Source organism: Delftia tsuruhatensis, assembly GCF_903815225.1.
Classification (GTDB): Bacteria; Pseudomonadota; Gammaproteobacteria; order Burkholderiales; family Burkholderiaceae_C; genus Comamonas; species Comamonas tsuruhatensis_A.
This window is the reverse complement of the sequence record NZ_LR813084.1, coordinates 3,536,735-3,561,214: the sequence shown is the minus strand read 5'-3', so window position 1 is coordinate 3,561,214 and position 24,480 is coordinate 3,536,735. Positions and strand designations below refer to the sequence as shown.

Annotated in this window: 24 protein-coding genes and 1 pseudogene; 12 read left to right on the top strand and 13 right to left on the bottom strand. The window is 67.0% G+C overall.

All coding sequences use genetic code 11. The features are described from left to right. Positions 1 to 9: 9 nt before the first annotated feature. The 5 genes from L1Z78_RS16185 to L1Z78_RS16165 form a co-directional block, all read right to left on the bottom strand. Positions 10 to 444, bottom strand: a complete 435-nt coding sequence (locus L1Z78_RS16185; protein ID WP_234637413.1) for a hypothetical protein — start codon at positions 442 to 444, stop codon at positions 10 to 12. Between the two features lie 89 nt (positions 445 to 533). After that, complete coding sequence (locus L1Z78_RS16180) at positions 534 to 2,825, bottom strand: FAD-dependent oxidoreductase (protein WP_234637412.1); 2,292 nt, start codon at positions 2,823 to 2,825, stop codon at positions 534 to 536. Positions 2,826 to 2,878: 53 nt separating this feature from the next. Further along, positions 2,879 to 3,664, bottom strand: coding sequence for a 3-hydroxybutyrate dehydrogenase (locus L1Z78_RS16175; protein ID WP_234637411.1), 786 nt, complete (start codon positions 3,662 to 3,664; stop codon positions 2,879 to 2,881). 602 nt (positions 3,665 to 4,266) lie between these two features. Beyond that, a complete protein-coding gene (locus tag L1Z78_RS16170) occupies positions 4,267 to 6,342 on the bottom strand; it encodes a pyridoxamine 5'-phosphate oxidase family protein (protein WP_234637410.1) in 2,076 nt (691 codons plus the stop codon). 46 nt (positions 6,343 to 6,388) lie between these two features. Continuing rightward, complete coding sequence (locus L1Z78_RS16165; RefSeq protein ID WP_234637409.1) at positions 6,389 to 7,000, bottom strand: glutathione S-transferase family protein; 612 nt, start codon at positions 6,998 to 7,000, stop codon at positions 6,389 to 6,391. A 201-nt stretch (positions 7,001 to 7,201) separates the two neighbouring features. Between L1Z78_RS16165 and L1Z78_RS16160 the strand changes: the two genes are divergently transcribed. Next, a complete protein-coding gene (locus L1Z78_RS16160; RefSeq protein ID WP_234637408.1) occupies positions 7,202 to 8,101 on the top strand; it encodes a LysR family transcriptional regulator in 900 nt (299 codons plus the stop codon). A gap of 93 nt (positions 8,102 to 8,194) precedes the next feature. Beyond that, complete coding sequence (locus L1Z78_RS16155; RefSeq protein ID WP_234642190.1) at positions 8,195 to 8,497, top strand: hypothetical protein; 303 nt, start codon at positions 8,195 to 8,197, stop codon at positions 8,495 to 8,497. Positions 8,498 to 8,545: 48 nt separating this feature from the next. On the opposite strand, the gene L1Z78_RS16150 is transcribed toward L1Z78_RS16155, so the two are convergent. After that, positions 8,546 to 9,649, bottom strand: coding sequence for an IS3 family transposase (locus L1Z78_RS16150; RefSeq protein ID WP_234637407.1), 1,104 nt, complete (start codon positions 9,647 to 9,649; stop codon positions 8,546 to 8,548). A 257-nt stretch (positions 9,650 to 9,906) separates the two neighbouring features. Here L1Z78_RS16150 and L1Z78_RS16140 point away from each other — a divergent pair, with 257 nt between their 5' ends. The 4 genes and pseudogenes from L1Z78_RS16140 (at position 9,907) to L1Z78_RS16125 (ending at position 11,652) form a co-directional block, all read left to right on the top strand. After that, the gene (locus L1Z78_RS16140) at positions 9,907 to 10,416 is read left to right on the top strand and encodes a hypothetical protein (RefSeq protein WP_234642305.1); all 510 of its coding nucleotides are present in this window, start codon (positions 9,907 to 9,909) and stop codon (positions 10,414 to 10,416) included. Further along, the gene (locus L1Z78_RS16135) at positions 10,374 to 10,541 is read left to right on the top strand and encodes a TonB-dependent receptor (RefSeq protein ID WP_234637406.1); all 168 of its coding nucleotides are present in this window, start codon (positions 10,374 to 10,376) and stop codon (positions 10,539 to 10,541) included. The genes L1Z78_RS16140 and L1Z78_RS16135 overlap by 43 nt, the downstream gene beginning before the upstream one ends. Further along, a complete protein-coding gene (locus L1Z78_RS16130; protein WP_234637405.1) occupies positions 10,535 to 11,125 on the top strand; it encodes a TonB-dependent receptor domain-containing protein in 591 nt (196 codons plus the stop codon). The genes L1Z78_RS16135 and L1Z78_RS16130 overlap by 7 nt, the downstream gene beginning before the upstream one ends. 29 nt (positions 11,126 to 11,154) lie before the next feature. Continuing rightward, positions 11,155 to 11,652, top strand: a pseudogene (locus L1Z78_RS16125) (flavodoxin family protein). Between the two features lie 55 nt (positions 11,653 to 11,707). On the opposite strand, the gene L1Z78_RS16120 reads toward L1Z78_RS16125, so the two are convergent. Continuing rightward, positions 11,708 to 11,983, bottom strand: coding sequence for a hypothetical protein (locus L1Z78_RS16120; RefSeq protein WP_234642304.1), 276 nt, complete (start codon positions 11,981 to 11,983; stop codon positions 11,708 to 11,710). Between the two features lie 47 nt (positions 11,984 to 12,030). Between L1Z78_RS16120 and L1Z78_RS16115 the strand changes: the two genes are divergently transcribed. After that, positions 12,031 to 12,240 (top strand): hypothetical protein, encoded by a 210-nt coding sequence (locus L1Z78_RS16115; RefSeq protein ID WP_234642303.1) that lies wholly within the window; start codon positions 12,031 to 12,033, stop codon positions 12,238 to 12,240. 129 nt (positions 12,241 to 12,369) lie between these two features. Here the strand turns inward: L1Z78_RS16115 and L1Z78_RS16110 are convergent, their stop codons facing one another. The 3 genes from L1Z78_RS16110 to L1Z78_RS16100 form a co-directional block, all read right to left on the bottom strand. Beyond that, on the bottom strand, positions 12,370 to 12,942 hold the full coding sequence (locus L1Z78_RS16110) for an RNA polymerase sigma factor (RefSeq protein WP_234637404.1): 573 nt from the start codon (positions 12,940 to 12,942) through the stop codon (positions 12,370 to 12,372). Continuing rightward, entirely contained in the window at positions 12,939 to 13,160 is a 222-nt protein-coding gene (locus tag L1Z78_RS16105) for a YgaP-like transmembrane domain (protein WP_234637403.1), read from the bottom strand. The genes L1Z78_RS16110 and L1Z78_RS16105 overlap by 4 nt, the downstream gene beginning before the upstream one ends. Positions 13,161 to 13,279: 119 nt before the next feature. Beyond that, positions 13,280 to 14,218 carry a DMT family transporter gene (locus L1Z78_RS16100; RefSeq protein ID WP_234637402.1) on the bottom strand — a complete coding sequence of 313 codons (939 nt, stop codon included), beginning with the start codon at positions 14,216 to 14,218 and terminating at the stop codon, positions 13,280 to 13,282. A 145-nt stretch (positions 14,219 to 14,363) separates the two neighbouring features. On the opposite strand from L1Z78_RS16100, the gene L1Z78_RS16095 reads away from it, so the two are divergent. Then, positions 14,364 to 15,290 (top strand): LysR family transcriptional regulator, encoded by a 927-nt coding sequence (locus L1Z78_RS16095; RefSeq protein WP_234637401.1) that lies wholly within the window; start codon positions 14,364 to 14,366, stop codon positions 15,288 to 15,290. Here L1Z78_RS16095 and L1Z78_RS16090 read toward each other — a convergent pair. Genes L1Z78_RS16090 through L1Z78_RS16080 form a run of 3 tightly spaced genes read right to left on the bottom strand, consistent with a single transcriptional unit; the run spans position 15,287 to position 18,586 of the window. Continuing rightward, positions 15,287 to 16,870 carry a PhnE/PtxC family ABC transporter permease gene (locus L1Z78_RS16090; protein WP_234637400.1) on the bottom strand — a complete coding sequence of 528 codons (1,584 nt, stop codon included), beginning with the start codon at positions 16,868 to 16,870 and terminating at the stop codon, positions 15,287 to 15,289. The genes L1Z78_RS16095 and L1Z78_RS16090 overlap by 4 nt on opposite strands. After that, on the bottom strand, positions 16,861 to 17,682 hold the full coding sequence (locus L1Z78_RS16085; RefSeq protein WP_234637399.1) for a phosphonate ABC transporter ATP-binding protein: 822 nt from the start codon (positions 17,680 to 17,682) through the stop codon (positions 16,861 to 16,863). The genes L1Z78_RS16090 and L1Z78_RS16085 overlap by 10 nt, the downstream gene beginning before the upstream one ends. 19 nt (positions 17,683 to 17,701) lie before the next feature. Then, positions 17,702 to 18,586, bottom strand: coding sequence for a putative selenate ABC transporter substrate-binding protein (locus L1Z78_RS16080; protein WP_234637398.1), 885 nt, complete (start codon positions 18,584 to 18,586; stop codon positions 17,702 to 17,704). Between the two features lie 480 nt (positions 18,587 to 19,066). Between L1Z78_RS16080 and lldP the strand changes: the two genes are divergently transcribed. Genes lldP through dld form a run of 4 tightly spaced genes read left to right on the top strand, consistent with a single transcriptional unit; the run spans position 19,067 to position 24,471 of the window. Next, complete coding sequence (gene lldP / locus L1Z78_RS16075; RefSeq protein WP_234637397.1) at positions 19,067 to 20,743, top strand: L-lactate permease; 1,677 nt, start codon at positions 19,067 to 19,069, stop codon at positions 20,741 to 20,743. Between the two features lie 20 nt (positions 20,744 to 20,763). Next, positions 20,764 to 21,570: a transcriptional regulator LldR gene (gene lldR, locus L1Z78_RS16070; protein ID WP_234637396.1), complete on the top strand. Its 807-nt coding sequence runs from the start codon at positions 20,764 to 20,766 to the stop codon at positions 21,568 to 21,570. A 10-nt stretch (positions 21,571 to 21,580) separates the two neighbouring features. Then, positions 21,581 to 22,720 (top strand): FMN-dependent L-lactate dehydrogenase LldD, encoded by a 1,140-nt coding sequence (lldD, locus tag L1Z78_RS16065; RefSeq protein ID WP_234637395.1) that lies wholly within the window; start codon positions 21,581 to 21,583, stop codon positions 22,718 to 22,720. Beyond that, a complete protein-coding gene (gene dld / locus L1Z78_RS16060; protein WP_234637394.1) occupies positions 22,717 to 24,471 on the top strand; it encodes a D-lactate dehydrogenase in 1,755 nt (584 codons plus the stop codon). Before lldD ends, dld begins: the two co-directional genes overlap by 4 nt. Positions 24,472 to 24,480 lie beyond the last annotated feature (9 nt).

The following is a 24,480-nucleotide window of genomic DNA, read 5'->3' as shown; positions in this document are numbered from 1 at the left end:
CAGATGGCCTCAATCCTGTGTCGTACCGGGGGGTGATGGCCAGGCTTTCATCCATTGCCTGATGATCTCCTGCCCAGGCTGCGCGACAGGCGCGTCGCCAACGGCATTCGCTACGGACCTGTGCCAGTTGTCCAGGGCCTTTTGCAGCCCGCTGATGAAAGCGGCCTGGTTCTTGATGGCGACTTGCTGGTTGAACTGCAGATCTCGTGCACGCAGCTCGAACAGGCGGCAGAAGGATTCGCTCGGCAGCGTCGCCAGGGATTGCCAGTTGCTGGAGCGCAGCAGATCTGCGATCTCCGCGTTGGTCTCGGTGGTGCTTTCGGCGTTGCTGTGTCGCGCCGATTCCAGCCAGTGGTGCCCGATCTCCTGGAGCAGGCGGGTAATGTGCAGCTGCAACTCGACATTGGCCTTGTACAGATGCAGCGCAAGAGTTTCGTTGCCCATCGTTTCTACCTCCGGAGGTGGTGAGCCCCGTTCGGGGCGGGTCTTCGGCGATCTGTCTGATAGCCGCGCAATTGAACAGACCCGTGCACTCAGCATGCAGGGCAGGGTCTCTCATTGCCTTGTGCGGGATCGCACGAGGCCAGGATGGCCTGCGCGAGTGCATAGCCCTGCTTCTGGTTGCTGCGGATGGCAAGCTCGGAGAAGTCGTAGTCGCGCGAAGAGGGCTCGTCGGGCGCGGCTGTACGGGTGAAGCGGGTGATGCGCGTGCCCACACCGTTGCCCATGAGCTGGATGTAGTGCGGAAGCCTGCGAAGCCGGTCTTGCCGGCTCGGTTCGATTTCCTGCATGAGGCTGGCGATCAGGCCCCGATAGGCATCTGCAAGCTCCCGGACCGTCAGATCGCGTTGTACACGCTGGGCATAGACGACCTCGTCGCGCCTGGCCAGGACCTGGGTGAGATTGGTCGGCAACGCCTTGTGGTTGGAGAACAAATCCACCATGAAGACACGCTTGCCGTCCGGCCCGCAGCGTTCGATCACGAGATCCAGCGGAGAGTTGCTGACGATGCCCCCGTCCCAGTAGGGTCGACCGTTCACAAAGGTCCAGGGAAAGCCCGGCGGCAGACTGCCGCTGGCCATCAGGTGCTCGGGCGTGAATTCGTCGACGTAGCTGTCGAAGACCTCGACTTCCGCGTTCAATACATTGACCACTCCCACCAGCAGGCGCACCGGGCTGCGCTTGAGGGCCGGGAAGTCCACATACCGGGCCAACAACGCGCGCAGGGGCGAGGTGTCATAGAGGCTGGTCCAGCTCCACGGTGGCTCCCATGGCGCCTCGAACGGAGGTATCCAGCGCGGGCGGAAGAATCCGGGGACACCGAAGCTGGCGATCTGGGTGGCGGTGGCCATGCGGCGAGCCTGTCCGACCAGGCCCGGCAACGACGCCACCTCCAGATCCGCCCAGAACGACTCCAGCGCTTCGGTCGCGTTGTCCGGGTGGCTGGCGACGATGGCCGCGTTGAAGGCTCCGATCGAAATGCCCGCGACGATGTCGGGAAAAATCCGGTGCTCCTCCAGCGCCTTGACCACACCGCACTCGAAGGCTCCGAGCGCTCCTCCACCTTGCAGGATCAGCACGTTCTGCATGGGCAGTGCGTTCAGCGCGAATGCCGTGTCGGCCAACCGGTGCTTGTGTTTTCGCAGGCTGGTGCGGTAACGGATCAGACTCTCGGCGGCAAGGACCTCGTCGGCCGTGCGGCCGAGGGTGAATACGGCATGGGGGATGTCCTGCCTCAGGTAGAACAGGGACAGGGAGCGCTGCTCCAGCGACCCCTGGGAGACGCATTCATCGGTACCCGCGGGGTCCCCCAGGACATTGAAGCCGATATCGCCGACTTCGCAGAAGAAATAGGACACGGCATCGTGGCGTCGCCGGCGCCCCAGCATGTTGCGGGCCGCGAGCTGTCCCTGCTTGACCGCGCTGTCCCAGTGCTCGACATGTCGACGGCGGGAAAATACGGGGTCGAAGAAGCTCGCCACATCACCTGCCGCGAATACATTGGCGGCACTGGCCTGCAATTGGTCGTCGACCACAACGAAGCCGTCCTCCAGTTCGATGTTGCTGCCTGCAAGAAACTGCGTAGCCGGCTGAATGCCGACGCTTACGACCACCAGGTCGCAATGTAGCCTGGCGCCGCTGGCGGTCTCCACCTCGCTGACCTTGCCGTTTCCGTGGAAGGCGACCACCGACTCGTTCACCATGAACGACACGCCCCGGCTTTGCGTGGCGTGGTCCTGGACGAACGCGGAAAGCGGTGGTGACTCCAGGCGCTTGAGGATCTGGTCCTGGGTCTCGATGACGGTCACCTCCAGGCCCAGTTCGCGCAAGGCAATGGCGAGCTCCATGCCCAGAAAGCCTCCCCCGACGAGCACGACGCGCCTGGCCTTCACCGCGGCCTGGCGCAGCGCATCGGCGTCGGTGCGGGTTCTCAGGACATGGATGCCACGCAGCAGGGCGCCCGGCACGTTCAGGGTCCGGGCCGTGGCCCCGGTGGCGATCAGCAGCTTGTCGTAGTGGATGGTCGACCCCGTCGACATGCTTACCCGTTGCTGCGCGGTATCGACCGACACCGCGGCTGTCTTCAGAGCCACCTCGATCCGCTGCTCGCGATAGAACGGTTGCGGGTGAATCTGGATTCTCTGTTCATCAGCCGTGCCCAGCAGGTAGCTCTTGGAGAGGAAAGGCCGGTGATAGGGCTGGTCCGCTTCCGCGCAAAGAATGAGGATGGAGCCGGTGGCACCCTCGTGGCGCAATGTCTGGGCCGCCTTGGCGCTGGCCAGGCCACCCCCGACGAGCAGAAAATCGATATGTTGGGATGCCATTTCATGCCTCCGGTGAAGCCGGGCCTGCCGGACCCGATGCGCGTGGTTGCGGGTCACTTCATGAACCAGCCATGGCTGACGACGAAGGACTGGCCCGTCAGCGCGGCTGTGGGAAATGCGGAAAGAAAGAGCACGGTTCGCGCCACGTCGTCGGCGGTGGTGAACATGCCATCCACGGTCCGGCCCAGCATCACTTCGCGAACCACCTCGTCTTCGCTGATCCCCAATTCCCTGGCTTGTTCGGGAATCTGCTTTTCCACCAGCGGAGTTTTCACGAAGCCCGGGCAGACCACATAGGAGCGCACGTTGTGCGCGGCCCCTTCCATGGCAAGCACCCGTGCGAGTCCCAGAAGGCCGTGTTTGGCAGTCACGTACGCGGACTTGAGCGGTGAAGCCTCGTGCGAGTGCACCGAGCCTATGTAGATGACCGAGCCCCCGCGATCGCCCCGGTACATGTGCTTGAGCGCTGCCCTGGTTGTGAGGAAGGCTCCATCCAGGTGGATGGCCTGCATTTTCTTCCAGTCGGCGAAGAGATAGCTCTCGATCGGATTGACGATCTGGATGCCGGCATTGGACACCAGGATGTCGATGGTGCCCAGTGCATCGGCGATGGTGTCCATGCCCCGGTTGACGGAGTCCTCGCTGGTGACGTCCATGGTCACAGCCAGCGCTTTGCCGCCGCCACGAGCGATGTCATCGGCAACCGCGTCGGCGCCCTTGGGGTTGAGGTCGGCGACGGCGACGGCCGCACCGGCGTTGGCGAGGGCCAGGGCGATTTCCTTGCCGATGCCGCTGGCAGCGCCGGTGACGGCTGCGACCTTGCCTTGCAAGCTCTTCATGATCTGTCTCCTCTCTGTATCTCGCTGGAGCCGCCGCAGGTGGTCCCATGAAGGTGGGGTTGCATATAGAAGCCCGGTTTGGTGTTGGGATGTCTGGTAGCGTGGCCTTTGCCATGGTTGGAAAGTCAAGCGGTTCCTTTGTTGCGCAGGTCTGGAGGTCGCCAGTCCCACATCGTTGCGCTCGCATCTGCAGGCTGAGAGCGATGCCCGCACGCGACGCCTCCACGGAGGACAGCGTGGCATTCGTCATGGTGGGAATCGCCAGGGCAATGCCGCATCGGCCGCATGCCCTTTGCGCTGTATGCCCACAGGGGCTATGCCGCATCGGTGGCGCCGGCCGACTGGACCTTCATCGCCTACGACGAATCGCTGGCGGACATGCACCAGCAGCAATGGCTTGTGGCCCTCGCCGCGGGCCGGCCCGTGGGCTGCGAGCTGAGCGATATCAGCGGCCACCTGGCCGCGGTCCTTGCCGACAGGCGTGAAGTCCACGGTGCAGGCCGACCTCGCCAGCCTGCCCCGGCCGTTGGTGATGGAGCCATGCAGCTCGCAGGTATGGCCGTTGGCTCCCAGGGTCTAGATGTGGAGCTTGCCATCGGCCCTCACAACCCCAGGTGCAAGACCTCCCCCGCACCCTGCGCAGGCACCGCACAGCAGATCAATGCCTCGCCTTCGGGCACGGAAAAGGAGGGCGGGGATGCATAGGTCACGCCGCCCTCCAGCACCCGCACGCGGCAGTCGCCGCAGCTGCCGCCCCGGCAGCCGAAGGCGGGCTCCAGACCCCGGGACTCGGCGACTTCGAGCAGGCTGCCGGCGCCAGGTTTCCAGCGGGCTTCCTTGGCCGAGTCGGCAAAGATGATGCGCACGGGCTGCGTGGCGGGCGGGGGAAGCTTTGCAGCGTCAGCGGGACTGGCTACGGAGCGCTTGACGGCTGACGGGCCGAAGGCCTCCGCGTGGATGCGCTCGTCGGGCACGTTGTGTTCGCGCAGGCCGTCATAGGTGGCCTGCATGAAGGCGTCCGGGCCGCAGAGGTAGAAATCGTGGTCATCCCAGGGCAGGGTGGCTTTCAGCAGGGCCATGTCGATGTGGCCCTCATGGTCGTAGTCGCGCCCGGCCATGGCGGCGCCGGGCTGGCTGAGCGCGCGCACCCAGTGCAGATCGCCATTGCCGGCCTTCACCAGTTCGGTGATCTCCGCGTCGAATGCCCGTTCGTCGCGTGTACGTGCCGCCTGGAACAGCCAGGTGGGCCGCAGGCTGCGGGTGCGCCGGCCTTCGTGGACGATGTGGCGCAGCATGGCCAGCAAGGGCGTGATGCCTATGCCTGCGGCCAGCAGCACGGCAGGGCGGCGCAGGGCCGTATCGACGGTGAAGCTGCCAGCGGGCGGGCGGGCCTCGACCAGATCGCCGGGCTTCAGGCCATGCAGGTGGCTGGATGCCCGGCCCTGTCTTTTCACGCTGATGCGGTAGCGCCCATCCGAAGGCGCCAGCGACAGCGTGTAGGTGCGCTGCAGATGGCTGCCGTCCGACAGCGTGAGACGCAGCGGCAGGTGCTGGCCGGCCAGGGGGGCCACCGTTGCCATGCCATCGGCCGGCTCCAGGTAGAGCGAGCGGATGGTGGAACTCTCATCCACGGTCTGCGCCACCCGGAACGGCCGCCATTGCCGCCCCAGCCCGGCGGCGGCCAGGCGCTGGCTGGCATCGGCCCAGCTTCCGGTCATCTGCAGGTGGGGCGACCAGCCGTCGGCCGCCATGCTCCAGCGCAGCGGCAGGGCGTCGGGCCGGCGCACGATGCGGCGGGGCTTGAAGGTCCACAGGCGCTCGGCGCCCTCGAAGGCCGCGATCTCCGGGGCGTCGAGGATGACGCTGGCCTCGCCGGTCATTTGCAGCATCTCCCCGGTTTCGGAGTCGATGAACAGCAGGCCTGCCTTGGGATTGACCAGGAAATTGCCCAGCGTCATGAAGAACAGGTTGCCTGAGAAGTCGGGGATGGTCAGCGTTCCATCGGCGTCGATCCGCACAAAGCCCGGCTTGCCGCCACGGTGGGAGACATCGACCTGGCGCAGGCCATCCTCCCCATCAACGTAGGACGCCACGTAGAACGTGTCCGCCTGCGCAATCAGTGCCTGCGCACGCGGGTCCAGCGATGCCAGTTCGACCGCCGGCACCTGCGTAGGCTCCCCGGCAGGCCGGACGAACCGGACGCTGCGGTTCTGGATATAGCGCGGGCAGTTGCCGAAGCTCTGGACCACGCCGATGTCGAAGCCGCCCGCTCCATCAACGCCTGCCTTGCGCCGCACCGTACCGTTGAGCCGGTTGCGCCGGCGCGTCATGGGGTCCATGCCCAGCAGGCCCACGGCGTGGCCGTCGGCCAGGCCCGGCTCGGCCGGGTCGGCGGTATCGCGGTCCGCCGCCACATGCAGGGTCGATGGATCGGGCGAGTGCAGGAAGCCCGGCTCGCCGGCCCGTACCGTGGCCCAGGCATCGCCTTGGGCATCCACGCTGCCCAGCACCACGAAATGCAGCAGTGGATAGAACTCGCGGTGCTGGTCCAGCAGGAAGGGGCGCAGGAACTTGCGGCCCGGCATGTCCATGCGGGCCACGACGCCAACGCTTTGCTGGATCGCCAGTTCGCCCGCATGCCAGGGCGAGGCGGGGTCTTGCAGGGGTTTCGGGTACATGGTGCGCTCCTTTGCCGGGGTTTCAGGGGCGGTATGGCTCAGGCACTCAGGCCCGCAGGCCGGCCGGTGTCTGGGCGAATGCCACGAAGCCCGGCAGCGCCTCGATGCGACCCAGCCAGGCACGCACTTCGCGGTAGGGTTGCAGGTCCACATTGCCTTCGGGCGCGCTGGCGATGTAGCTGTACAGGGCCACGTCGGCAATCGTTGGCGTGCTGCCGGTGATGAAGGGGCGGCCGACCAGCTGCGCCTCGATCTTGCCGAGGATGGCGTGGGCGCGGGCTATCACTTCCTCGGCCTGGAACGGGGCCTTGAACACCGTGACCAGCCGGGCCGCCGCCGGGCCGAAGGCAATGGGGCCGGCGGCGATGCTCAGCCATTTCTGGATCTCGGCCTCGGCCTGGGCGCCCAGAGGCATCCAGTCCTGGCGGTCCAGTTTGCGCGCCAGGTAGACCAGGATGGCGTTGGAGTCGGCAATCACCGTGCCGTTGTCGTCCAGCACCGGCACCTGGCCCAGCGGGTTCAGCGCCAGGAATTCGGGCTTCTTCTGCGCGCCACTGGCCAGATCCACAGGCACCAGTTCATGCTCCACGCCCAGCAGGCCGAGGAAGAGGCGGGCGCGGTGGGCGTGGCCGGACAGGGGAAAGTGGTAGAGCTTCATTGCGGTTCCTTGGGGTTGGTGAAGGCGCCGGTTGTCGGCGCCACGGGACGTATCCTCCTTCCCAGCCGGCATCTTTAGAATCCCTGGCGGCGGCAAGTCACTCTTGCGGGAACGCGAACAAAGCGCCGGCGCAAACCTGGGCAGGCCTGCGCGGGCCGCTCGCAGCCGGGCAGACACACGACACAGACAAGGCAGGCACAGATGGATCGCTTCCAGTCCATGACGGCATTTCTCGCAGTGGTGGACACGGGCGGCTTCGCCTCGGCCGCACGCCGGCTCAAGGTCTCGCCCTCGGTGGTGACGCGGGCCGTCTCCGACCTGGAGGAGCGCCTGGGCGTGCGCCTGCTCACGCGCACCACGCGCTTCGTGCGCGTGACCGAGGCCGGCACCGCCTATGCCGACAGCTGCCGCCGCATCCTGGCCCAGCTGGAAGAGGCCGACGAGCATGCCGCCAGCGCCCACGCCGCACCGCGCGGCCGGCTCACGCTCACGGCGCCGGTCAACTTCGGGCGCATGCACGTGCTGCCTGTGGTGCACGATTACCTGGGCCGGTTTCCCGAAGTGGACGTCAACTGCTGGTTTGTGGACCGCGTGGTCAGCTTGGTGGACGAGGGCGTGGACGTGGCCGTGCGCATCGGCGATCTGCCCGACTCCTCGCTGCAGGCGATCCGTGTGGGCAGCGTGCGGCAGGTGCTGTGCGCCTCGCCCGCGTACCTGGACACCCATGGCGTGCCCCAGCGGCCCGAGGAGCTTGCGCAGCACACCACCATCACCGCATCCGGCCTGACCTCCACGCCCGAATGGCGGTTTCTCGAAGGCGACAAGGCGCTGGCGGTGCGCCTGCAGCCGCGCCTCATGTCCCTGACCAACGAGGCTGCGGCAGACTGCGCCCTGGCCGGGCAAGGCATCACGCGCCTGCCGCTCTACCAGATCGCCAAGCCCGTGCAGGAGGGTGCACTGCGCCTTGTGCTGGAGCCCTTCGAGCGGCCACCGCTACCGATTCATGTGGTGCACAGGGAAGGGCGGCATGCCGCACACCGGGTGCGGGCGTTCATCGACATGGCGGTGGATGCGCTGCGAGAGGCGGCGTTGAGGTGGTAGCGGCTTGTGCTTGAAAACGCAGGCAAGTGGTAATCGTCTCAATAAGGAGCACGAAACCATGAACATCTGCATCAACCGCTCCCCGTGGATGACATGCGCAATCAGCGTCCGTCCCATGCCCTGAATCAAGTGGACCGGCTCGTGCAGCAAAGCTGCTCGGAGATCCAGGCCCTGGCCGAACTTTCTCTTGCCTGGCTCGAAATCCCCGAAGGCCACCAACGCCTGGAAGCCATCGCCCGCGCCTTGCAAACCATGCGCAACAGCGCCGAATCGCTGGCGAACCATTCGTACACTGAAGCGGAATTGCTGGATTGCGGCTTTGTCGATCAGGCCGAGGTCAGGCGCAGGGAGGCTGCGCAGGTGGCTCGGGAAATGACTTCGGGGCTGGGCGCGTAGGCGGGCCGGGCCTGCCTGACCTGCTCGGTTTAGTCGAGACAGTTTTTCCTAGAAGACGGCGGGTTGCGGTTCTTTGCGGAGTTCGAGTTTGAACTCTGCCGGGGTCAAGTATTGCAGGCTGCTGTGGGGACGTACCTCGTTGTAGTGATTGCGCCAGGCTTCGATCAGGGCAGCGGCTTCGCGGCGCGAACGGAACCACTCGATGGACAGACACTCGTCGCGGAACTTGCCGTTGAAGCTTTCGTCGGTGCCGTTCTGCCAGGGCTTGCCGGGATCGTTGAGCACGGTGGCAATGCCCGAGGCTGAGATCCACTCCAGGATCGCCTGGCTGACGAACTCGGGGCCATTGTCCGAGCGCATGAACAGCGGCGCCCCGTGCAGGCTGACCAGCCGCGAAAGCACCTCGATCACGCGCTTGGAACGGATGGCCCCAGCCACGTCGATGGCCAGGCACTCCCGGGTGTATTCGTCCACCACGGTCAGGCACTTGATCTGCTGACCGCTGGCCGTGGTGTCGAAGACGAAGTCATAGGCCCAGACCATGTTGGCCTTGAACGGCGTGTGGATGCGCGGGCGCAGCGATGCGATGCGCTTGCGCGGCCGTTTCCGGGGCACCAGCAGGCCCGCCTGACGCCACAGCCTGTGCGTGCGAGACCAACTCAGCTCGAAGCCCTTGCGACGCAGGAATACGCGAATGCGGCGATAGCCGTAGCGCGGATACATGGCCGACAGTTCCTTCATCGCCGCAAGCACCGGCGCATCCTTGGCGGGCAAGCGCAACTCGTAACTGGGCGTGGCGCGTGACATGCCGATGAGCCCGCAGGCGCGGCGCAGACTCAAGCCACGTGCGCGCACGAAGGCCAGTTGCTCGCGCCGAGCCAACGGGCTCACCATTTTTTTTGCGTTGATCTCCTTGAGAATCTCGAGGTCCAGATCTCGCTCGGCAAGAAGCTTCTTCAGCCGGCTGTTCTCAAGCTCCAGGGCCTTCAGACGCTTGACGTCGGCCGCTTCCATCTGGCCGAAGTGTTTGCGCCAGGCATAGATGGTGGCTTCGCTGACCTTGTGCTTCTTGGCGGCCTCGGCCACCGTCGTTCGATCTGCTTCGCGCAGGATCGTGACCATTTGCTCTTCTGAAAATCGACTCTTCTTCATCGGCTCCTCTCCGGGCGGGAGCCATCTTCCTAGAAATCAATGTCTCGGAGAAACCGGGCAGGTCAGTCCAGCTTGAGCGCCTCCATCTCGAAGTCCTTGAAGCACTCGCGGATCGCGGGTGGTCATTGATGCTGACCACGGCCTTTCCCTTGAGCTTCTTGAGTTTGGCTGCCATCAACTCGTACTGTTCCCAAGGAAACGGCACGCCATAGCCCGGCGCCATCGCAGCCCAGCCCCTGGCCCAAGCCGTGTAAGCCGTGAGCGAGGACGACAGCATGGTTTTGACACCCGCCATTTGCGACTACATGCGGGATCTGGCGCGCAAGCTGACTGCGGCCCCTCATGGGGGCAGCGGCCCGCTGCTGGACGCTGCAGCCGAGTTCCTCGGCATGAGTCGCCAGACGGTGTACCGCCACCTCAAGACGGTGGCCGGATGGGAGAGCGGCCGCAAATGCCGCGCCGACAAGGGCAGCACCAGCGTGGACAGCCAGGCGCTGATGACCCTGGCCACGATGCAGCGCGAGAGCCTGCGCGACAACGGCAAGCAGACCATGAAAACGCCTGTGGCGCGCAGCGTTCTGGAAGCCAACGGGCTGGCGGTTGGCGTGAGCAATGCCCACCTGAACCGCCTGATGCGTGAGCGAGGCCTGAGCGTGGATGCTCAGCGTGCTGCAGCGCCCGCGCAGAAGATGCGCTATCCGCACCCGAATCCACCAACTACAACGTGCTCACGAGCGGAGCCTCCAACGTCTATGACGAGAGCGTGACCACGCCGGCCATGGGCGTGGTCTGGCGCCAGACGCCGAACTGGAGCCTGTACGCCAACTACATCGAGGGCCTGAGCAAGGGCGACATCGCCCGCCGGCGGCCGGCAACTACGGCGAGGTGCTGAGGCCCTACAAGAGCAAGCAATTCGAGATCGGCAGCAAGTACGACTTCGGCAGCTTCATGGCCACGGCCGCGCTGTTCAGCATCGAAAAGCCCAGTGGCGGCCTGGACCAGGGCGTGTACAAGAGCAATGGCGAGCAGCGCAATCTGGGCCTGGAGCTGTACGCCTACGGCGAGGCCGCGCGCGGCCTGCGCCTGTTGGGCGGCGTGACTTGGCTCAGGCCCGAGATCACGCGCGCGGCCACCGCCGCGCTGGTCGGCAACCGGCCCATCGGCACCTCGCGCATGCTGGCCAACCTGGGTACCGAATGGGATCTGCCTGCCGTGCAAGGCCTGACCCTGACCGGCGACCTGACCTACACCGGTGGCCAGTTCGTGGACCAGACCAACCGCCTGAGCATCCCCAGCTGGACCCGCTTCGACCTGGGCCTGCGCTACGCCACCGTGCTGGCCGGCCGCAAGACCACGCTGCGCGCGTCGCTGCAGAACGTGGCCGATCGCAAGGCCTGGGCCGGCGTCACCTCCTGGGGTGCCGTCTCGGCCATGATCCCGCGCACCCTGGTGGTGTCGGCCTCGGTCGATTTCTGAAGATGCGTGCGGCGGTCTATGCTGGCGGCATGAGCGCAAGCAAGACCCTGCTGATCGTCTACCACTCCATGACCGGCGGTACCCGCCAGATGGCCGAGGCCGCGCGCGACGGCGCGCTGGCCGAAGGCAGCGTGGCCGTACGGCTGCTGCACGCCAGCGCAGCCGGCCCCGACGATGTGCTGGCCGCCGACGGCTACCTCTTCGCCACCCCAGAGAACCTGGCTGCCATCAGCGGCCAGCTCAAGGACTTCTTCGACCGCAGCTACTACGCGGCCCTGGATCGGATCAACGGCCGGCCCTATGCCGCCATGGTCTGCGCCGGCAGCGACGGCAGCAACGCAGCACGCCAGATCGCGCGCATCGCCACCGGCTGGCGCCTCAAGGCCGTGGCTGAGGCGCTCATCGTGTGCACGCATGCGCAGACCCCGAAGCCATCCTGGCGTCCAAACGGATCGGTGCAGACGATCTGGAGCAGTGCAGGGCGCTGGGGAGGCGATGGCGGCGGGGTGGGGTTGGGGGTGTTTTAGATGTACGGTCCCAGGAAGTCATGGTTCATTCTTCAGCTTGGAACAGGGGAAAGCACTATGGCAATCCGCTTGGACGTTTGGCACTTGGAAGATCTATTTTATTCAACCAGTTGTTATTGACCATCGCCATGAAAAATGTATGCAAAGAATGCGGCGCGGAATTTTCAAGATTGAAGATTTGGTTGGGTGGTGAATTGAAATGCAGGGTGTGCCATGTGAAATACGTGAGAAAGATGACGTTGACATCTTTCTTTTTCATTGGACCTTTGGCATGGTTTGCTGTGTGGCTTGGGATATGGCAGAAGAATCCATTGGCAATCTTGGTTTCCATCGTGTCATTGATGGGTTATGGGTATTTTTGCAAGATAGAGAAAAATATTGAATACGATGATCTTCTCAAGAATAGATAGTTCGTGGAAGATCTTCGTCGGGTTCTATGTGTTGCTGTGGCTGGCAGCCATCGCCGGCTCCTGGTGGTACTGGAATCAGATGCATTTCGCCATGAAAACCATGGTGACATTGCTGGACGTCGTGCTGGCACCTGATATCCAGTCTCTCAAGCCTGCTTTTTGCCGGTCGCGAAGCTAGCGCCCGGGATCCTGGCTTGTGCCGTCTTTCTGCTGCCAAGTCTCCACAAGCCCCATCAGCCAGCACGCGGGACAACCCCGCATCAACAGCACGGCGCCGCCGCGCAGCAGGTGCACGCCCATGGAGCGGCTACAGAACATCGCGCTCTCCCTGAGGCAGGCCGTCCTTGGTCCAGTAGCCGCTGGCCAGCAGGTGTTCGCGCACCATGGCGCGTGCGCGGTGCAGGCGGCTTTTCACGGCCTCGACGCTCAGGCCCAGCTGGGCGGCGGTTTCAGGGGCCGTCAGCTCGTGCACGTCGCGCAGGATGAGCACGTCGCGGTAGGGCGGACTCAGGCGCTCCATGGCCCGGGCCAGGTCCATGCGCAGGTTGTGTGGGATGGGCGCAGCAGCGAGGTTCAACGGCGGTGCATCGGGCGCGTCCAGCGATTCGGTGCGGCCACGGCCGCGCAGCAGGCGCCAGCATTCGCGCTCCACGATGCGAAACAGCCAGGTGGCGAAGGCTGCGGTGGCCCGCAGTGCGCCCACGCGGCGGTACAACTGCCACAGGGCCAGTTGCACGGCGTCCTCGGCGTCCTGGGCATTGCTGCAAGTCCTGCGAGCGAAGCGCTTGAGGTCGGGTTGGCAGACCGACAGCAGCCGGACGATGGCGTCCTGGTCGCCCCGGCGTGCGGCCTCGATCAGGGTGGTGTCGGCGCGGATCATGGCGCAGTATCCACGGGCTTGCGGCTGAACAGGGCGCATGCGGGGCAGAAACCGACCACGCCCGTGATGACCAGCGTCGCCGCGCTGGCGACCATCAGCCAGAACAGGAGGCCGCCGACCGGGATGCCGGTCAGCCAGGCTGCCGCCGCCAGGGCGATGGCGCCGGCTGCGCGCAGTGCGCGTTCCCACAGGGGCAGGTTTCGTTTGAGATAAAGCATGGACAGACCTTTGAAGCGTTGTGTCCTTGCCTGGAGGCGCATGTTCGCCAAAAGGATTCAAGAATTTCAAAGGTTGCGGTGACGGGCCGCATTGTCCACGCTTTTCTGCAGAGGACGCTTCAGGCTTTTGCTGCCAGCCTGTGCCCCAGCACGGCCACCACGATGCACGCCATGCCCAGCCACTGGGCCAGGGAGGGCACGGCGCCGAACCACGCCAGATCCACCAGCAGGGCCATGGCCGGATAGACGAAGGACAGGGCCGCGATGGCCGCTGCCGCCAGGCGCTGGAAGGCCGCATACATCACGGTGTACATGAAGGCCGTGTGCACCAGGCCCAGGGCCAGGACCATGGCTCCGGCACGGGCGGACAGCAACTGGGGCTGGCCGGCGGCGATGTCGCGCAGCAGGGGCAGGGCCCAGAGACTCAGCACCAGTCCGCCCGCCAGCATCTGCAGCATGGCGATCTGGGCCGAGGGCATGTGGACCAGCCGGCGCGTGGCCACGGTGGTACCCGCATAGAGCGCAGCGGCCAGCAGGGCCAGGGCCACGCCCAGCCAAGCGCCGGAGCCACCGTGGGCGGCGCCCAGGCCCGCCGAGCCGATCAGGCCGCTGCTCAGTGCCACGCCCAGCAGGGCCAGCAGCAGCCAGGGCAGCTTGCGGCGTTCGACGGGCTCGCCCTGCAGGGCCGACAGGGCGAGCAGCATGAAGGGCTGCACGTGGTAGACCACGGTGGCCACGGCGATGGAGCTGTAGTGGTAGGCGCTGAAGAGGGCGATCCAGTTCAGCACCAGGGCGATGCCGCCGCCTGCCAGCCACAGCCATTCCCGGCCTTGGGGTCTGACCCATTCGCGCCGCCAGGCCAGCCACAGGCCCAGGCCCATTGCGCCCAGCACGCAGCGGGCGAATACGACCAGCAGCGGCGGCAGCGCGCTTTCCACGACGAGCAGGCCGATGGTGCCCGACAGCGCCATGGCCAGCAGCATGCGCCAGGTGCCGCCCTGGCCGGTTCGGGGCCGTGTGGGGGAGGTTGCAGAGGTGAGGCTGGGGCTGTGGGACATGGTGTCGATTCCTGGGCGCGCTTCGGTATGGAGCGCATGGCCGTATCTTGCGGACCCTGCAATCAATCAACAATCCGCCAGTCATTCAAATTAATATTGCTTGCCATGCAACAAAGACCGGAGTAGCGCCTTGCCTGATGCCCCCATGCCCCTGGATGAAATGCTGGTCTTCGCCCGCGTGGTGGAGCACCAGAGCTTTGCGGGCGCGGCCCGGCAGCTGGGGCTGACGACCTCGGCCGTGAGCCGCAGCGTGGGGCGGCTGGAGGCGCATTTCGGGCTGCGGCTGCTGCAGCGCACCACGCGCTCGCTGTCGCTGACCGAGGCGGGGGCCGAGATCCACCAGGCCTGTCTGCGGCTGGTGGCGGATGCCCAGGCCGTGCAGGCGCTGGCCGGCCAGCTGCGCCAGCAGCCGCGCGGGCTGCTGAAGATCAGTGCGCCGGCCGTGCTGGGCGATATCTGGCTGTCACCGCTGCTGCCGGGCTTTTGCGCGCGCTGGCCCGAGGTGCAGGTGCAGGTGGACATGACGGACCGCATGGTGGACCTGGTGGCCGAGGGGCTGGACCTGGGCCTGCGCATCAGCATGCCGGGCCAGATCGCGCCGGGGCTGGTGGCGCGGCCGCTCAAGACCATCCGCTATGTGCTGGTGGCCACGCCCGGCTACCTGGCGCGGCATGAAGCGATCACCGCTCCCGAGCAGTTGCTGGCACATCCCTTCATCAGCCTGGGCTACGGGCAGTTCCAGAACGAGGTGGAATTGCGCCCGCTTCACCCTGCGGCCGCGCCCGCCACGCGGCTGCTGGTGAACACGCCCATCACCATTGCCAGCAGCCTGGGCATCATCCACGCGCTGCAGCAGGGGCCGGGCATTGGCGTGGTGGCCGACTTTGCCGCGCAGGCGGCGCTGGCGGCGGGCCGGCTGGTGCCCGTGCTGCCCGGCTGGGAGCTGTGCGGCAAGTACGCGCCGCGCGTGGTGCATGCGGTCTATGCACCCACGCGCCATGTGCCGCTGAAGCTGCGGGCGCTGATCGACTACCTGGTCGAGGTGGAGGGCGGCGCGGGCTCCACCACCTAACCCATGCGCCTGCGCAGCGCCGCGCTGGCCCAGTCCACGGCCACGGACAGCGCCAGCATGGCGAGGATGACGGTGCTGGCCTGGGCGTAGTGGAACAGCGACAGCTCGAAGTACAGCAACTGCCCCAGCCCGCCCGCGCCCACGAAGCCCAGGATGGCGGCCATGCGGATGTTCATCTCCCAGCGGTATAGCGTGTAGGCCAGCAACTGCGGCGCGGCGCCCGGCAGCGTCGCATAGAGGAAGGCCATGGCACGGCTGCTGCCGGACAGGCGCAGCGCCTGGGTGGGGGCGGCGGGCTGGTTCTGCAGGGCCTCGGCATACAGGCGGCCCAGCACGCCGGCCGTGTGCAGCGCCAGCGCCAGCGCGCCTGCGAACGGGCCCAGGCCCACGGCCAGGGCGGTGATGGTGGCCCAGACCAGCTCGGGCACGGAGCGCAGCAGGTTGAGCACCAGGCTCCAGGGGGCGCGCCAGCGCGGCAGCGCCAGCAGCAGGCCCAGCACGGCCGCCAGCAGGGTGCCGACCACGGAGATGGCCAGCGTCTCCCACACGCCCACGGCCACCTTGCGCAGCCATTCGGCGCTGGTGTCGGGCGGGAAGAAACTGATGACGAATTCCAGCATGGACCGGCCCGCCGCACCGGTGAACAGCGAGGGCAGGTCCATCTCCAGCATGGCAAAGCTGGCGGCCACGCCCAGGGCCAGGGCGGTGCAGATGAGGGCGCTGCGCCAGCCCCAGGCGCTGGCACGCGCGGCGGGCGGCGTGTCCAGCGCGCGGCGCAGGCCGCGCGAGAGCAGGTCGGCGCCCCAGACCAGCAGCATGAAGGTCAGCAAGATGGTGGAGGCCTCGCCGCCGTTGAGCATCTTCATGGCCTGGTCCATGAGCTGCCCCAGGCCGCCCGCGCCCACGAAGCCCATGACCACCGAAGCGCGTATGGCGCACTCCCAGCGATAGACGGTGTACGAGGTCAGCTCGCGCGCGGCCTGGGGCAGCAGGCCGTAGAGCATGGCCAGCGGCCGGCGCGCGCCGGCCTGCGCCAGGGCGCGTGCGGGTGCGGGGTCGGCCGATTCCAGGATTTCCGCATAGACCTTGGCCAGCATGCCGCCATAGGTCAGGCCCAGGGCCAGCACGCCGGCCGCCGGACCCAGGCCGAAGACGCGCACGAAGACCAGGGCCCAGACCAGCTCGGGCACGCCGCGCAGGAGGGTGAGCAGGCCGCGCGTGACGGGGTTGAGCGCCCGCCGCTCGCGCGCTGCGCCCGTGACCAGGTAGGCCAGCGGCACGGCCAGCACAAAGGCCAGGGCCATGCCGGCCGTGGCAATGGCCAGGGTCTCCAGCGTGGCGCGGCCCAGGTAGCCGAGGAAGTCGCGCCCGGTCTCGGGCGGCAGGAAGGTGGCGAGGAAGCGGCCTATGACCTGCAGGTTGCCGGGATCGAACAGCGCGCCCAGGCTGAAGCCCGCGCCCTGGAACAGCGGCCACAGCACGACGGCGGCCAGCACCAGCGCGCCCAGGCGGCGGGGCGCGGCGGGGTCACGCAGGTCGCGAGGGTTGCCTGCGTCGCGCAGATCGGAGCTCAACGGCATGCGGATGCGGAAAGCGGTGCGGCAAAGGCGGGCGCGGGTGTCCACGCAGGGCGGGAGGGATCATCGCCAGGATGCTCGGACCCATACAGCGCACGCAGGTGTTCCTGCGTGACTTCAGCCGCCGGCAGGTCGAAGGCGATGGCGCCATCGCGGATGCCCACGATGCGCGCAAAGCAGGCCAGCGCCAGGTCCACGGCATGCAGGCTGGCCACCAGGGTGGCGCCGCGTGCGGCGGCTTCGTGCACCAGCAGTTGCACGGTGGACAGGGCCAGGGCTGGGTCCAGTGCGGCCACGGGCTCATCGGCCAGGATCAGCTCGGCCTGCTGGTAGAGCACGCGGGCAATGCCCACGCGCTGCAACTGCCCGCCGGAGAGCTGGTCGCAGCGCGCGAACAGCTTGTCCGCCAGTTGCACACGGGCCAGGGCCTCGCGCGCGCCAGCGGTGTCCTGTGGGTACAGCAGCGAGGCCAGCGCCTTCCAGGCCGGCCACCGGCCCAGGCGCCCGGCCAGCACGGCCGTGACCACGCGCTGGCGCGGCGGTATGGGCGGCGCCTGGTGCACCGTGCCGATGCGCGCGCGCAGCAGCCGGGGAGCCCCTGCGCTGGACGCAGGCACCTCGTCGCCCAGCACGCTGCGCCGGCCCTGGCTGGGCGCCAGCGCCGTGCCGATGACGGACAGCAGCGTGGTCTTGCCCGCGCCCGAGGGGCCGATCAGCGCAATGGCCTCGCCCTGGCGTGCGGCCAGCGTCACGCCGCGCAGCGCAATGCCGCCGCCAGCGTGGGTCAGGCCCACGCCTTCCAGTTCAAAGCTCATGGATTGCGCCTGCTACGGCTTACTTGAGCAGGCCGGCCGACTTGGCGGCAGCCTCGATGCCTTCGTAGTTCGAGGCCTGGGTGGGCACGAAGCGCGCGGCGCGCTGCAGCTCCAGGATGGCCTTGTGCTCGGGCTTGGCCGGGTCCAGCGCCAGGAAGGCGTCGGTCAGCTTCTTGACCAGGGCCGGGTCCAGGTCGCCGCGCACGGTCCAGTTGTAGTCGAAGTAGGGCGGCGTGGTGGCGAACACGCGCACCTTGCTGGTATCGACCTTCCTGGTCTCCACCAGCTTGTCCCAGACCGATGCGTTGAGCACGCCGGCCTCGGCCTTGCCTGCGGCCACGAAGGCCACGGTGGCGTCATGCGCGCCGGAGAAGGCCACGGTCTTGAAGTCCTTCTCGGGGTTGATGCCGTCCTGCTGCAGGAAAAAGCGCGGCATCAGGCTGCCCGAGGTGGACGAGGGCGCGCCAAAGGCGAAGCTCTTGCCCTTGAGGTCGGCCAGGGTCTTGATGGCAGGGTTGGCCGTGATGAACTTGGAGGTGAACCTGGCGTCTTCCTCGCGCTGCACGATGGGGATGGCCGTGCCGTTGGTGCGGATCTTGGCCTGCACGAAGGTGAAGCCGCCCAGCCAGGCCAGGTCCAGCTTGCGCGTGGCCAGCGACTCGACCACGGCCGCATAGTCGGTCACGGGCGTGAACACCACCTTCATGCCGGTCTGGGCCGAGAGGTACTTGCCCAGCGGCTCGAACTTGCGCTGCAGCTCGGTGGGCGCTTCATCCGGGATGGCCGAGACGCGCAGCACGGCGGGTTCGGCGGCCAGCGCGGGCAGGCTGGACAGGGTGGAGGCGGCCAGCACGCAGGCAGCCGCCTGGCGCAGCGCCGAGCGGCGCGCAGTGATGTGGTTCATGGGTGGGCTCCGTTCAATCAGCCACCGCCGTCCGGATACACGGCGGTTTAATAAAGCGCCCGGGATGACCGGGCGCCGAAGGTACAAGGGCGGTACACCGACCGCTGAGGCTGCATTGTAGGGAGCGGGCTTTTCCGTTGGGGACGTCAGGCATGAGCGCCGGACCTGCGGGCACAGCGCTGCCGCCGATCTTTTTCCCGCGTGCGCTGCGTTTGTGCACCGCCTGGGGCCCTGGCTGGCCGGGGACTTGAACATGCGTTGCGCCGAAACATCCATAATTGGTCTGACCAATAAACATCGTGGTGCATTATCTGCACTTTTTTAGGTGTTTACCCTGTTCATCTGCCCAATTGAAAGCTCTGAGAATCGCACCACTTCGCGCAATGGTCTGAATTTGGTCTTAATTGGTTGGACCAATTCATCAATGAAAAAGAAGGACAGCCGCGCGGGCAACACACCCAATCACCTAGAGACACGGTCATGCAAACCATCTGGCAACAGAACTACGATCCCGCCGGGAACATCTGGATCTCGGCGCTGATCGCGCTCATCCCCATCATCTTTTTCTTCCTGGCGCTGACCAGGTTCCGTCTCAAGGGCTACCAGGCCGGCACCGTCACCGTGGCGCTGGCGCTGGGCGTGGCGCTGCTGTTCTACAAGATGCCCGTGAGCGCGGCACTGGCCTCGGCCGTGTACGGCTTCTTCTATGGCCTGTGGCCCATCGCTTGGATCATCGTGGCGGCCGTGTTCCTTTACAAGATCTCGGTCAAGACGGGGCAGTTCGACGTGATCCGCTCGTCCATCTTGTCGGTCACGCCAGACCAGCGGCTGCAGCTCATCCTGGTGGGCTTTTGCTTCGGTGCCTTCCTGGAAGGCGCGGCCGGCTTCGGCGCGCCCGTGGCCATCACGGCCGCGCTGCTGGTGGGCCTGGGCTTCAAGCCGCTGTATGCGGCCGGCCTGTGCCTGATCGCCAACACGGCGCCCGTGGCCTTTGGCGCCATGGGCATTCCCATCATCGTGGCCGGGCAGGTCTCGGGCGTGGATGCATTCGCCATCGGCCAGATGGCCGGCCGCCAACTGCCCTTCATGACCGTGCTCGTGCTGTTCTGGCTGATGGCCATCATGGACGGCTGGCGTGGCGTCAAGGAAACCTGGCCTGCTGTGCTGGTGGGCGGCGGCTCGTTTGCCGTGGTGCAGTTCCTCACGGCCAACTTCATCGGCCCCGAGCTGCCGGACATCACCTCGGCCATCGTCTCCCTGGTGGCGCTGACCCTGTTCCTCAAGGTCTGGCAGCCCAAGCGCATCTTCCGCTTCGATACCGAAGGCGCCAAGCCCGGTGCTGCCGCCGCAGCACCTGCCAAGGCGGGTGCTGTGCTGACGGCCGGCGCCATCGTCAAGGCCTGGTCGCCCTTCATCATCCTCACCGCCATGGTGACGGTCTGGAGCATCAAGCCCTTCAAGGCGCTGTTCGCCGCTGGCGGCCCGCTGGCCTCCACCGTGATCAACATCCCCGTGCCCTTCCTGCACAACCTGGTGGAGAAGACGCCGCCCGTGGTGGCCGCCGCTGCGCCCTACGGCGCGGTCTACACCTTCAACTGGCTGCTGGCCACCGGCACGGCCATCCTGATCGCGGCGCTGATCACCATCACCTTCACGCGCCTGCCGGCCTCCAAGGCGGTGGCCACGCTGGGCGAGACCTTCAGGGAGCTGGCCGTGCCGATCTACTCCATCGGCATGGTGCTGGCCTTCGCCTTCGTGGCCAATTACTCGGGCCTGTCGGCCACGCTGGCCCTGGCGCTGGCGCATACCGGCCAGGCCTTCACCTTCTTCTCGCCCTTCCTGGGTTGGATCGGCGTGTTCCTGACGGGCTCGGACACCTCGGCCAATGCCTTGTTTGCCGCATTGCAGGCCACGACGGCGCAGCAGCTGGGCCTGCCCCAGGTGCTGACCGTGGCGGCCAACACCACGGGCGGCGTGACGGGCAAGATGATCTCGCCCCAGTCCATCGCCATTGCCTGCGCGGCCGTGGGGTTGGCGGGGCGCGAGTCGGACCTGTTCCGCTTCACGGTCAAGCACAGCCTGATCTTCGCCGTCATCATCGGGGTGATCACCACGCTGCAGGCTTATGTATTTACGTGGATGATCCCGGGTCACTGAAAACACCAGAGAGTTCCCCCATGCGCGTTGCCGATCAAGTTGTCGAAAAATTGCTGGCCCTGGTGCAGGCCAGCGGAGTGCAGCCCGGACAGCGGCTGCCCGCCGAGCGGCAACTGGCGGCCGAGCTGGGTGTCTCGCGGACCTCGGTGCGCGAGGCCATACAGAAGCTGACCAGCCAGGGCGTGCTGGCGGCGCGGCGCGGCGATGGCACTTACCTGCAGGAGCCGGCGCCGGCTGCCGAGCCTGCGGACTGGCTGAAGGACGCCATGCGGCCCCTGGCCGGGCTCATGGAGTCCGATTCCCACTACCGCTACGACGTGCTGGAAACCCGCCATGCGCTGGAGACCAGCACGGCCTGGCTGGCCGCCCAGCGTGCCACGCCCCAGGACAAGGACCACATCCAGCGCTGCTTCGACGTGATGATCCAGCACCAGCAAAGCGGCCACGCCGAGCTGGCGGCGCGCGCCGATGCGCAGTTCCACCTGGCCATTGCCGAGGCTTCGCACAACCTGGTGCTGGTGCAGGTCATGCACAGCCTGTTCACCGTGGTGCTGTCCACCGTGGAGCGCAACCGCCATGACATGTTCCGCCTCAGCGCGCCCCAGACCCTGCAGGAGCTGACCGTGCAGCACCAGAGCCTGATGCAGGCCATCCTGGACGGCGACCCGCAGCGCGCCCGCGAATGCATCGGCGAGCACCTGGAGCATGTGCGCACCACCATCCAGCGCCTGGACGAAGACCGTGCTCGGCGCGAACGTTCGATGCGCCTGCCGCTGGACGCCGCCCCCGCGCTGCTTCCGCCTTCTGACCTGATACGAAAGACATGAGACACCCATCATGATCATCTCCTCGACCTCCGACTACCGCGCGGCGGCGCAAAAGCGCCTGCCGCCTTTCCTGTTCCACTACATCGACGGCGGCGCCTATGCCGAGCAGACGCTGCGCCGCAATGTGGAAGACCTGGCCGCCGTGGCGCTGCGCCAGCGCGTGCTCAAGGACATGAGCCAACTGGACACCAGCATCGAGCTGTTCGGCGAAAAGCTGTCCATCCCCGTGGCGCTGTCGCCCGTGGGCCTGACGGGCATGTACCGCCGCCGCGGCGAGGTGCAGGCTGCGCGCGCGGCCGACGCGCATGGCATTCCGTTCACCATGTCCACGGTCTCGGTCTGCCCCATCGAGGAAGTGGCGCCGAAGATCAAGCGCCCCATGTGGTTCCAGCTGTATGTGCTCAAGGACCGGGGCTTCATGCAGAACGCGCTGGAGCGCGCCCAGGCGGCTGGCTGCTCCACCCTGGTCTTCACCGTGGACATGCCCGTGCCCGGCGCGCGCTACCGCGATGCGCATTCGGGCATGAGCGGCCCCAACGCGGCCCTGCGCCGCTACTGGCAGTCGGTCACGCATCCAGCCTGGTCCTGGGACGTGGGCCTGCTGGGCCGCCCGCACGACCTGGGCAACATCTCCGCCTACCGGGGCAGCCCCACCGGGCTGGCCGACTACATCGGCTGGCTGGGCGCCAATTTCGACCCATCCATCTCCTGGAAGGACCTGGAGTGGATACGCGCCTTCTGGAAGGGACCCATGGTCATCAAGGGCATCCTCGACCCCGAGGACGCCAAGGACGCCGTGCGCTTTGGCGCCGATGGCATCATCGTCTCCAACCATGGCGGCCGCCAGCTCGACGGCGTGCTGTCCTCGGCGCGCGCGCTGCCGGCCATTGCCGACGCGGTCAAGGGCCAGATCAAGATCCTGGCCGACTCCGGCATCCGCAATGGGCTGGACGTGGTGCGCGCCATCGCCCTGGGCGCCGACTGCGCCATGATCGGCCGCGCCTTCATCTACGCCCTGGCCACCTCCGGCGAGGCGGGCGTCAAGCACCTGCTGGAACTATTGGAAAAGGAAATGCGCGTGGCCATGACGCTGACCAGCGTAAGCAAGGTGTCCGACATCACCGGCGACCTGCTGGTGCGCCAGCCATGAGCGCGCTGCAGACTCCGGTCGTCTCCCGCGAGGCCCTGCTGCTGCAGCTGCGCGAGGCCGTGGGCGCGGCCCATGTGCTGACCGACGACCAGGCCACGCGGCGTTTCCGCAAGGGCCACCGCACGGGCGAAGGGCCGGTGCTGGCCGTCGTGCGGCCCGGGACGCTGCTCGAACAGTGGAAGGTGGTGCAGGCCGCCGTGGCGGCCGGGCGCATCGTCATCATGCAGGCCGCCAACACGGGCCTGACGGGCGGCTCCACGCCCGACGGCGCTGGCTACGACCGCGAGATCGTGCTCATCAACACCTTGCGCATCACCGGCGTGCAGGTCATTGGCGGCGGCGCCCAGGTGGTCTGCCTGCCCGGCGCCACGCTGGACCGGCTGGAGCAGGCGCTGGCGCCGCTGGGCCGCGAGCCGCATTCGGTGATCGGCTCGTCGTGCATCGGGGCCTCGGTGCTGGGCGGCATCTGCAACAACTCGGGCGGTGCCCTGGTGCGGCGCGGCCCGGCCTATACCGAGCTGGCGCTGTATGCGCGCGTGTGCGACGACGGCTCGCTGGAACTCGTCAACCACCTGGGCATCGCCCTGGGCCGCACGCCCGAGGAAATCCTCACGCGGCTGCAAAACGGCGACTACACCGAGTCCGACATCGCCAGCGACCCGCAGCGCGCGGCGTCCGATCCGCGCTATGCCGAGGCCGTGCGCGCCGTCGATGAAGACACGCCCGCGCGCTTCAACGCAGACCCTTCGCGCCTGTTCGAAGCCTCGGGCTCGGCCGGCAAGCTGTGCCTGTTCGCCGTGCGGCTGGACACCTTTCCCAAGGAACCCAGCACCGTCTTCTACATAGGCAGCAATGCGCCCGACGACCTCACGGCCGTGCGCCGCCACCTGCTGACCGCGCTGCCACGCCTGCCGATTGCGGGCGAATACATCCACCGCACGGCCTACGACATCGGCGAGAAGTACGGCAAGGACACCTTCCTCTTGATCGACCGCTTCGGCACGGCCAGGGTGCCGGCCGCCTTCGCGCTCAAGAGCCGCGTGGACGGCTTCTTCGAGCGCTTCGGCCTGCGCGGCGTCACCGATCGCGTGATCCAGGCGCTGACCAACCTGCTGCCCAGCCACCTGCCCGCGCGCATGCGCCAGTGGCGCGACCGCTACGAGCACCACCTGCTGGTGCGCGTGTCCAACGACACGGCCGAAGCCACGCGTGAATTCCTCACGCGGCACTTCAGCGGCAGCACCACGGGCGGCTGGTTCGAGTGCGATGCCGACGAGGGGCGCAAGGCCTTCCTGCACCGCTTCGCCATCGCGGGTGCGGCCATCCGCTACCGCGAGGTGCACCGCGCCCAGGTCGAGGACATCGTCGCCCTCGATGTCGCCCTGCGCCGCAACGACCGCGAATGGGTGGAGCAACTGCCTGCCGACGTCGAGCGCGACATGGTCCACAAGCTCTACTACGGCCACTTCTTCTGCCATGTCTTCCACCAGGACTACATCGTCAAGAAGGGCGTGGACCCGCTGGCCATGGAGCACCGCATGTGGGAGCTGCTGGACGCGCGCCGCGCCGAGTACCCGGCCGAGCACAACGTAGGCCACCTCTACATCGCCAAGCCCGCGCTGGCGGGCTTCTACCGCGCGCTGGACCCGACCAACACCTTCAACCCCGGCATAGGCCACACCTCGCGCCAGCTGGGCTGGGAGGAATGCTGCGACCGGCCGGGGGGATGGCCCAAGGGGTATTCGGAGTAGGGGGGGGGA